The following is a 7,671-nucleotide window of genomic DNA, read 5'->3' as shown; positions in this document are numbered from 1 at the left end:
CGCCGAGTACAACCAGTACGAAATCGAAGGCGAATGCATGGCCGACGCGCTGAGCTTCCTTGAGGAAGCCATGCCGTGCGAAGTGGTGTTTTACGAAGGCAAGGCGATATCGGTCGAACTCCCGAACAGCCTCGTTCGCGAAGTCATTTACACGGAACCGGCAGTCAAGGGCGATACCTCGGGCAAGGTAATGAAGCCGGCACGCCTTTCAACAGGCTTTGAGCTTCCCGTTCCGGCCTTTGTTGAAATCGGCGACAAGATCGAAATCGATACCCGTACCAACGAGTATCGCGCGCGTGTGAAGTAGTTTCTCCAGCAAGCCAGAATTGGCCGTCGACAGGATACGTCCTGAACGACATCTGTTTAGGGGCGCCGCAGGATGTGCCCCGGTTTTACCGTTGGCCTAGGATAGAAGCACCTCAGCCATTTTGACTCCCGCGATGTACTGCGGGTTGCCCTGCATGGCGGGCAAGGCAGCATTCGGTAGCAATCGCGCGATGCGCGCGGAACGCACCGGGTCGAACACCGGCTGCCAGCGTTCGAGCACGTCGTCCACGCTGCCCGGCGCATTGCACACGAGCAGCATGTCGCATCCGGCGTCCCAGGCGGCGGTCACCCGCTCGACGACATCCCCCGCGATGCTGGCGCCTTGCATCGACAGATCGTCGCTGAAAATCACGCCGCCGAAGCCGATCTCCTTGCGCAGAATGTTATTCCAGACAGGCGAAAAACCTGCCGGACGCGAATCCACCTGCGGATAAATGACATGCGCCGGCATCACGACGTCAAGCTTGAGGCGTCGATAGGGTTGCATGTCCACGGATATTTCGGCCAGGCTGCGATCATCGACAGGTATGGCGACGTGTGAATCGGCTTCAGCCCAGCCGTGTCCGGGGAAATGCTTGCCGCAGGCGGCTACACCGGCATGATGCAAGCCTTCAATCAACGCGCCAGCGAGTTGAACGACAGCCTCCGGGTCGCGGTGAAAGGCACGGTCGCCAATCACGCTGCTGTGCCCCCAGTCGAGATCGAGGACAGGCGTGCAGGACAGATCGACGCCGCAGGCGCGCAACTCGGCGGCCAATACATAGCCGATATCGCGCGCAGCGCCGAGCGCTTCCGACGGACTTTGTTCCCACAGCGCGCCAAGGCTGCGCATCGGTGGGATCGAGGTAAAGCCGTCGCGACAACGCTGCACCCTGCCCCCTTCCTGATCGATGGCAATCGGCAGCGGTGGTGAGCGCAGCGCGTGAACTTCGGCTGTCAGCCGTGAGAGTTGTTCCTTCGATCGATAGTTACGGGCAAACAGGATGAGGCCGCCGACCAGTGGGTGAATCAGGCACTTCCGGTCCCGTTCGGTCAGTTCCAGCCCGGCGATGTCGATCATCAGTGGGCCATGCGGCAGTTCGAGTGGCGCAGTCATGGTTCAGGCGTGTTCCAGAATGACGAAGGCCAGGGCGAATTCCTGTTCGTCGCTGATTGAAAGATGGCCGACCAGTCCGCGTTCGCTGAGGTATTGCACGAGTTTCGGGGCAAAGTCAAAGCCGGGTTTGCCGTAAGCATCGTGCACTATGGCGATATTGGGCAGCGTGGCGGGTGCGGCAACGCCGATGCCCAGCGCCTTGCCAAGAGCTTCCTTGGCAGCAAAGCGCTTGGCCAGAAAACGCGCCGGGTCTTTGGCCTTTTCGAAATCGGCGCGTTCAAGCGGTGCCAGCAGCTTGTCCAGTGCCCGTTCGCCGTGGCGCTCATAAAGTTTGGCGAGCCGGGCAACGGCTACGATATCCGTGCCGACGCCGGCAATCATCTGGAGGTTGATGGCAGGTTGGGTGGTGGATAAAGTGGCTCATGTGCTTGCGCCTCGCGCATGAGTCGCTTCATTTCACGCACTGCTTCGCGCAGGCCGACGAAAACCGCGCGGCTGACGATTGCATGACCAATATGCAGCTCGCGGATGCCTGGCAGTCGGGCGACCGGTTGCACGTTGAAGTAGTTGAGAGCATGGCCGGCATTGAAGCGCATACCGTGGCTGCGAATCGCTTCTCCGGCGATGCGGATCTTGTCGAGTTCGGCCAGTACAGCCGGGCTTTCGGCATCGCGCCCCTTGTGGTGGAATGCATGGGCGTAGGGCCCGGTATGGATTTCGCATACACGTGCGCCGATGCGTGCTGCCGCGTCGATCTGATCCAGTTCCGCGTCAATGAAGACACTGCTGACAATGCCCACCGCGGAAAAACGCTTGATGGCCCGTTTCAGCTTGGCCTCCTGCGCCACGATATCCAGGCCGCCTTCCGTGGTGACCTCATGGCGGCCTTCAGGCACCAGCATGGCCATTTCCGGCCTAAGTTTGCAGGCGATTTCAACCATCTCGTCGGTCGCCGCCATCTCGAGATTGAGCTTGATCTGGGTCAGTGTGCGAAGTTTTTCTACGTCGGCATCCTGGATATGCCGTCGATCTTCACGCAGGTGAACGGTGATTCCGTCCGCGCCTCCGAGATGGGCTTCGACGGCAGCCCAGGCCGGTTCCGGCTCATAGGTTTTTCGCGCCTGACGAATCGTCGCGACGTGATCAATATTGACGCCAAGTTCGATCATAGTTCCTGTAGCTCCCTGAATATCCGGCGTGTCTCCAGATTCTTATCGCCAGTGTAATGAGAAATCAATGCCCGCATCAGTTGCTTGACTTCAATCTGTGTCCGCGGATCGGTAAAATCTTCACACGACAGGTCAATCAAGGTCTTGCCGCTGATCGACAATGCTGAACTGCCGGGGCGCTGGAGCTTTACCGGGCCATTTTCGATCCGGTAAGCATAATGCCCGGCAATATCGATCGGCACACCGTCGACGTCCTTTTCAAGAGTCAGTCCGTAACCCAATTCCTGCAGGAATGACCGCTCGAAGCAGCGCAGATCCGACTCTCTGAATGTCATTGAAAAGCGTCGCAATGTTTCACCATAGACCGAGAAAAGGCGCAAATGGGCATCTTCGCGCGGCAGAAGCTGCATCAACAGCTCGTTGAGGTAGTAAGCGCAAAACAGCGCCTTGCCGGACAGCAAGGGTTGCCCGCCCTGCCACTCGGCACGTATCAGGGTTTGCACTTCGCCTCGACCAGCCCAGGCCAGTTCGAGCGGTTGGAAGGCGAGCAATACGCCACGCATGGGGGAACGCGGGCGGCGGGCTCCTCGCGCCAACAGGGCAACACGGCCAAAGTCGCGCGAGAACACTTCGACGATCAGGCTGGTTTCACGGAAAGCGTAGGTGTGCAACACGAAAGCAGGCTGGCCGTCGACCTTGTTCCGGTGCATCACCTCCGGCGCCCTCCCTGCGATTTATTCGTAGCCAAGGCTCTTGAGCAAACGCTCATCGTTGTTCCACCCCGACTTGACCTTGACAAATACTTCAAGAAACACCTTGCCGTCAAACAGGCGTTCCATGTCCTGACGTGCTTCCGAGGCGATTCGTTTCAGGGTTTCGCCACTTTTGCCTATGACAATCCCCTTGTGCGCCTGACGATCAACCACTATTGCAGCGTTGATACGACGCAATGCTCCGTCAATCTCGAATCTTTCCACTTCGACGGTGGCGGCATAGGGCAGCTCGTCTCCGATTAGCCGAAAGAGTTTTTCGCGAATGAATTCGGCGGCGAGAAATCGTTCGCTCCTGTCGGTTATCTCGTCTTCACCGTACAGCAGTTCCTCGTGTGGCAGTTGTTTGCGAATTTCGGCCAGCAGGTCATCGAGCTGACTGCCTTTCGCTGCGCTGATTGGAACGATGGCGACAAACGAATATTGCCCGGCAAGGTTGGCGAGAATGGGCAAGAGCCGGGTCTTGTCCTTGATCTGGTCGATCTTGTTGACGGCCAGAATGACCGGACGTTCCGGTGTCAGGAGTTGGATAACCGCCTTATCTTTCGCGTCAAAACGATCCGCATCGACGACAAGAACCACAACATCGACTTCCGCCAGCGCTTGCGTCACACCGCGATTCATCGCCTGGTTGAGTGCATTGGTATGCCGGGTCTGAAACCCTGGGGTATCGACAAATACATATTGGGCATCAGGCTGCGTCAGAATACCCATGATGCGATGCCGCGTTGTCTGTGCCTTGCGCGAGACTATGCTGATTTTTTCACCGACCAGTCGGTTGAGTAGAGTCGACTTGCCAACGTTCGGGCGACCGACGATGGCAATCGTGCCGGATTTCAATTCACTCATGCGTGTTGTATATCCTCCAGCGCGCGCTCGGCCGCCATTTGCTCCGCTGCCCGACGACTGCCTCCACTGCCCTGGGTGCGAATGTTCAAGGCATCGATCTGGCAGGAAATACTGAATTGCTGCGCGTGTGCTTCGCCTTCGGTGCTGGCCAGTGAGTATTTTGGCAGAGGCAGGCGTCTGCCTTGCAATGCTTCCTGAAGGCGGGTCTTGGCGTCCTTGATCGGCTGTCCGGGAACGATGGTTGCAAGCTTTTCGGCATATAAGCGCACGATGACTGCGCTGGCCGCATCGAATCCGGCATCCAGCCAGATGGCGCCAAACAAGGCCTCAAGAGCGTCAGCAAGTATTGACGGGCGCTGTCGACCGCCGCTCTTCAGCTCGCCGTCTCCTAGCCGCAGAAACTCTCCAAGCGATAGCGACAGAGCCAGTTGATGGAGGCTTTCCTGACGGACAAGATTGGCGCGCAATCGTGATAGATCGCCCTCCGGCAAATCCGGGAAGCAATCGAAAAGCTGGCGAGCAATGACCCCATTGAGGATGGAATCACCAAGAAACTCGAGCCGTTCATTGTGCGGCCAACTGTGGCTGCGATGCGTCAGTGCTGTCAGCAGTAGGGACTGATCGGAATACCGGTGGCCTAGTGCCTGCTCAAGTCGATTGGTCATCCGGCTGCTTAGTTCCCTGACGATGAGCCCTGAAAATCGATCAATAGACTGACATTGTAGAACAAAGGAATGCGCTTTTCGTAGGCAAACGCTATGACCACAGCGTTGCCCTCTTTGGAAATATCGAGGTCAGTACCGCTAATGTCTTTCAAGTAGTTAACGTCTACATATCTATCAAAGGCCTTACGGATATCGGCAACTGTCTGCCCTGATGATTCTTTCGATATGGATTTGACGCTCTTCAATATCTTAAAATAGTCCATATATTCCGGCACAACTTTCATGCCCAGCAAGGCAACAATCACAATGACAAAGCCCCACAGCAACAACCCCGTAATCGCCACACCACGCTGATTTTTCATAGTAAATTCCTTCTATCTAAATGAGCCAATCCGTTTCAAGTCTCCGAAGTTGAGCCAGATGAAGAACGCTTTGCCAACGATGTTTTCTTCTGGAACAAACCCCCAAAAACGGCTATCACGGCTGTTGTCGCGGTTGTCACCCATCATGAAATAGTGGCCGGCCGGCACCGTGCAGATCAAACCTGCATTATTGTAGAGGCAATCATTCCGATATGGAAATTGCGTAGCTTTCGAAATAAAGTCAGGGGCATCGGTATCGTTGAGCGTATGGTGCTCGACGCCATCGGATTTCTCGACAAACTGTTTCGAATAGTAGAGCCGTTCCGGATGAAGATAATCGTCCACTCTCCTGGTTTCTACCGGCTTTCCGTTAATTGTGAGCCGCTTGTTCTGGTAGGCCACCTTGTCGCCTGGAACGCCAACAACGCGCTTGATATAGTCCAGTGACGGATCTTCCGGATAGCGGAAGACCATGACGTCGCCTCGCTGCGGCTCGTTGATATCAATGATCTTCTTGTTGACTACTGGCAATCGAATCCCGTAGGTAAATTTGTTGACCAGAATGAAATCGCCAACATGCAGCGTTGGCAGCATCGATGCCGACGGGATCTTGAACGGTTCAACAATAAAAGAACGCAGCACGAAAACGATCAGGATAACCGGGAAGAAGCTCGCGCCATACTCCACCCACCAGGGATCCTTGGCGTCGGCCGCCCTGAACTTCCTCAAGACAAAAATATCCGCCACCCAGATGGCGCCACTGACAAGCAGCAGGCAGAATAGGATCAACGCAAAATTCACACTTATACTCCCTACTTTCCGACACGCAGCACAGCAAGAAAGGCTTCCTGTGGAATCTCAACCGACCCGACCTGTTTCATCCGCTTCTTGCCGGCCTTTTGCTTTTCGAGCAATTTCTTCTTGCGCGTGATGTCGCCACCGTAGCACTTGGCAAGTACGTCCTTGCGCATGGCTTTGATGTTTTCACGTGCGACGATGTTCGACCCTATCGCCGCCTGAATGGCGACGTCGTACATCTGGCGTGGAATCAATTCGCGCATTTTGGAGGCGAGTTCTCGTCCCCGGTAGATCGAATTTGCCCGATGCACAATCATCGACAAGGCATCAACTTTCTCGCCATTGATCAGGATGTCCAGCTTGACGACGTCGGCCGCTCTGAATTCCTTGAAATCGTAGTCGAGCGAGGCATATCCGCGCGAGACGGATTTCAACTTGTCGAAGAAATCCATGACCACTTCAGCCATCGGCATCTCATAGATCAATTGAACCTGACGCCCGTGGTAGGTCATGTCCACCTGATTGCCACGCTTCTGGTTGCACAGGGTAATGACGTTGCCGAGGTACTCCTGTGGAACAAAGACGGTAGTCGTGATGATCGGTTCGCGAACCTCTTCGACTTTTGACGGCTCCGGAAGTTTTGCCGGGTTTTCCACCTGAACGATGCTGCCGTCGCGCATCAGAACTTCATAGACGACCGTTGGCGCGGTAGAGATGAGATCCTGATCGAATTCGCGTTCCAACCGCTCCTGCACGATTTCCATGTGCAGCAAGCCAAGAAACCCGCAACGAAAACCGAAGCCAAGCGCCTGCGATACTTCAGGTTCGTAGTGCAGAGAGGCGTCGTTGAGCTTGAGTTTCTCCAGCGATTCGCGCAGCGAATCGTACTGGTTCGATTCGATCGGATAAAGGCCGGCAAATACCTGTGACTTGATTTCCTTGAATCCGGGCAGCGCTTCCTTCGCAGGATTCTCGGCTGAGGTTACGGTATCTCCCACTTTGGCCGCTTGCAGCTCCTTGATGCCGGAAATTATGTAACCCACTTCGCCGGCGCTCAAGGTTTCCCTGGGCACGGCTTTGGGCGTAAACACACCCACTTGTTCGCACAAATGGGTCGAATCACTTGCCATCAAGCGAATCCTGTTCTTCTGGCGCAAGGTTCCATCGATGACGCGAACCAGCATGACAACGCCGACGTAATTGTCAAACCATGAATCAATCAGAAGCGCCTTTAGCGGCGCATCGGGGTCTCCTTGTGGTGCCGGGATACGCTCGATGATCGCTTCCAGGATTTCATCCACGCCAAGACCCGTCTTGGCAGAAGCAAGAATGGCGTGTGAAGCGTCAATGCCAATGACGTCCTCGATTTCCTGACGTGCGTTGTCGGGCATGGCCGACGGAAGATCGATCTTGTTCAAGACGGGCAGAACTTCGACGCCGAGTTCGATTGCGGTATCCATGGGCGGATTTTAGCGGATTTTGCTCAAATAATCACGGAGTTTGGCATCTTCGAGGTGGTAATGGCAGAGCTCGGTTCCCTCATGCAGCAGTACTGGAACCAATTCATCATAGAGCGCTTCAAGCCTGGGGTCGGCATCCACATCGACAACATCAACGTCAACCCCGAATTCAGCC

10 protein-coding genes and 1 pseudogene are annotated in these 7,671 nt (G+C 55.7%); 1 reads left to right on the top strand and 10 read right to left on the bottom strand.

Features of this window, described 5'->3' with window-relative positions; all coding sequences use genetic code 11:
• Positions 1–307, top strand: a pseudogene (locus PROAA_RS05550) (elongation factor P); the annotation flags it as partial.
• A 96-nt stretch (positions 308–403) separates the two neighbouring features.
• On the opposite strand, the gene nagZ reads toward PROAA_RS05550, so the two are convergent.
• The 10 genes from nagZ to PROAA_RS05500 all read right to left on the bottom strand — a co-directional run.
• On the bottom strand, positions 404–1,423 hold the full coding sequence (gene nagZ / locus PROAA_RS05545; protein WP_186410390.1) for a beta-N-acetylhexosaminidase: 1,020 nt from the start codon (positions 1,421–1,423) through the stop codon (positions 404–406).
• Between the two features lie 3 nt (positions 1,424–1,426).
• On the bottom strand, positions 1,427–1,804 hold the full coding sequence (gene acpS / locus PROAA_RS05540; protein ID WP_186410389.1) for a holo-ACP synthase: 378 nt from the start codon (positions 1,802–1,804) through the stop codon (positions 1,427–1,429).
• On the bottom strand, positions 1,801–2,592 hold the full coding sequence (locus tag PROAA_RS05535; RefSeq protein ID WP_186410388.1) for a pyridoxine 5'-phosphate synthase: 792 nt from the start codon (positions 2,590–2,592) through the stop codon (positions 1,801–1,803). Before PROAA_RS05535 ends, acpS begins: the two co-directional genes overlap by 4 nt.
• The gene (gene recO, locus PROAA_RS05530; protein ID WP_186410387.1) at positions 2,589–3,302 is read right to left on the bottom strand and encodes a DNA repair protein RecO; all 714 of its coding nucleotides are present in this window, start codon (positions 3,300–3,302) and stop codon (positions 2,589–2,591) included. Before recO ends, PROAA_RS05535 begins: the two co-directional genes overlap by 4 nt.
• Before the next feature lie 24 nt (positions 3,303–3,326).
• Positions 3,327–4,211, bottom strand: a complete 885-nt coding sequence (gene era, locus PROAA_RS05525) for a GTPase Era (protein ID WP_186410386.1) — start codon at positions 4,209–4,211, stop codon at positions 3,327–3,329.
• The gene (rnc, locus tag PROAA_RS05520) at positions 4,208–4,876 is read right to left on the bottom strand and encodes a ribonuclease III (RefSeq protein ID WP_186410385.1); all 669 of its coding nucleotides are present in this window, start codon (positions 4,874–4,876) and stop codon (positions 4,208–4,210) included. The genes era and rnc overlap by 4 nt, the downstream gene beginning before the upstream one ends.
• An 8-nt stretch (positions 4,877–4,884) precedes the next feature.
• Positions 4,885–5,238, bottom strand: a complete 354-nt coding sequence (locus PROAA_RS05515) for a DUF4845 domain-containing protein (protein ID WP_186410384.1) — start codon at positions 5,236–5,238, stop codon at positions 4,885–4,887.
• 12 nt (positions 5,239–5,250) lie between these two features.
• A complete protein-coding gene (gene lepB / locus PROAA_RS05510; protein ID WP_186410383.1) occupies positions 5,251–6,039 on the bottom strand; it encodes a signal peptidase I in 789 nt (262 codons plus the stop codon).
• An 11-nt stretch (positions 6,040–6,050) separates the two neighbouring features.
• Entirely contained in the window at positions 6,051–7,496 is a 1,446-nt protein-coding gene (lepA, locus tag PROAA_RS05505; RefSeq protein ID WP_245664177.1) for a translation elongation factor 4, read from the bottom strand.
• Positions 7,497–7,505: 9 nt separating this feature from the next.
• On the bottom strand, positions 7,506–7,671 hold a 166-nt coding region (locus PROAA_RS05500), incomplete at its 5' end, for a glutaredoxin family protein (RefSeq protein WP_186410382.1).

The sequence above is a fragment of the Candidatus Propionivibrio aalborgensis genome (assembly GCF_900089945.1).
GTDB classification, from domain to species: Bacteria; Pseudomonadota; Gammaproteobacteria; order Burkholderiales; family Rhodocyclaceae; genus Propionivibrio; species Propionivibrio aalborgensis.
This window is presented reverse-complemented; position numbering and strand designations above follow the sequence as displayed.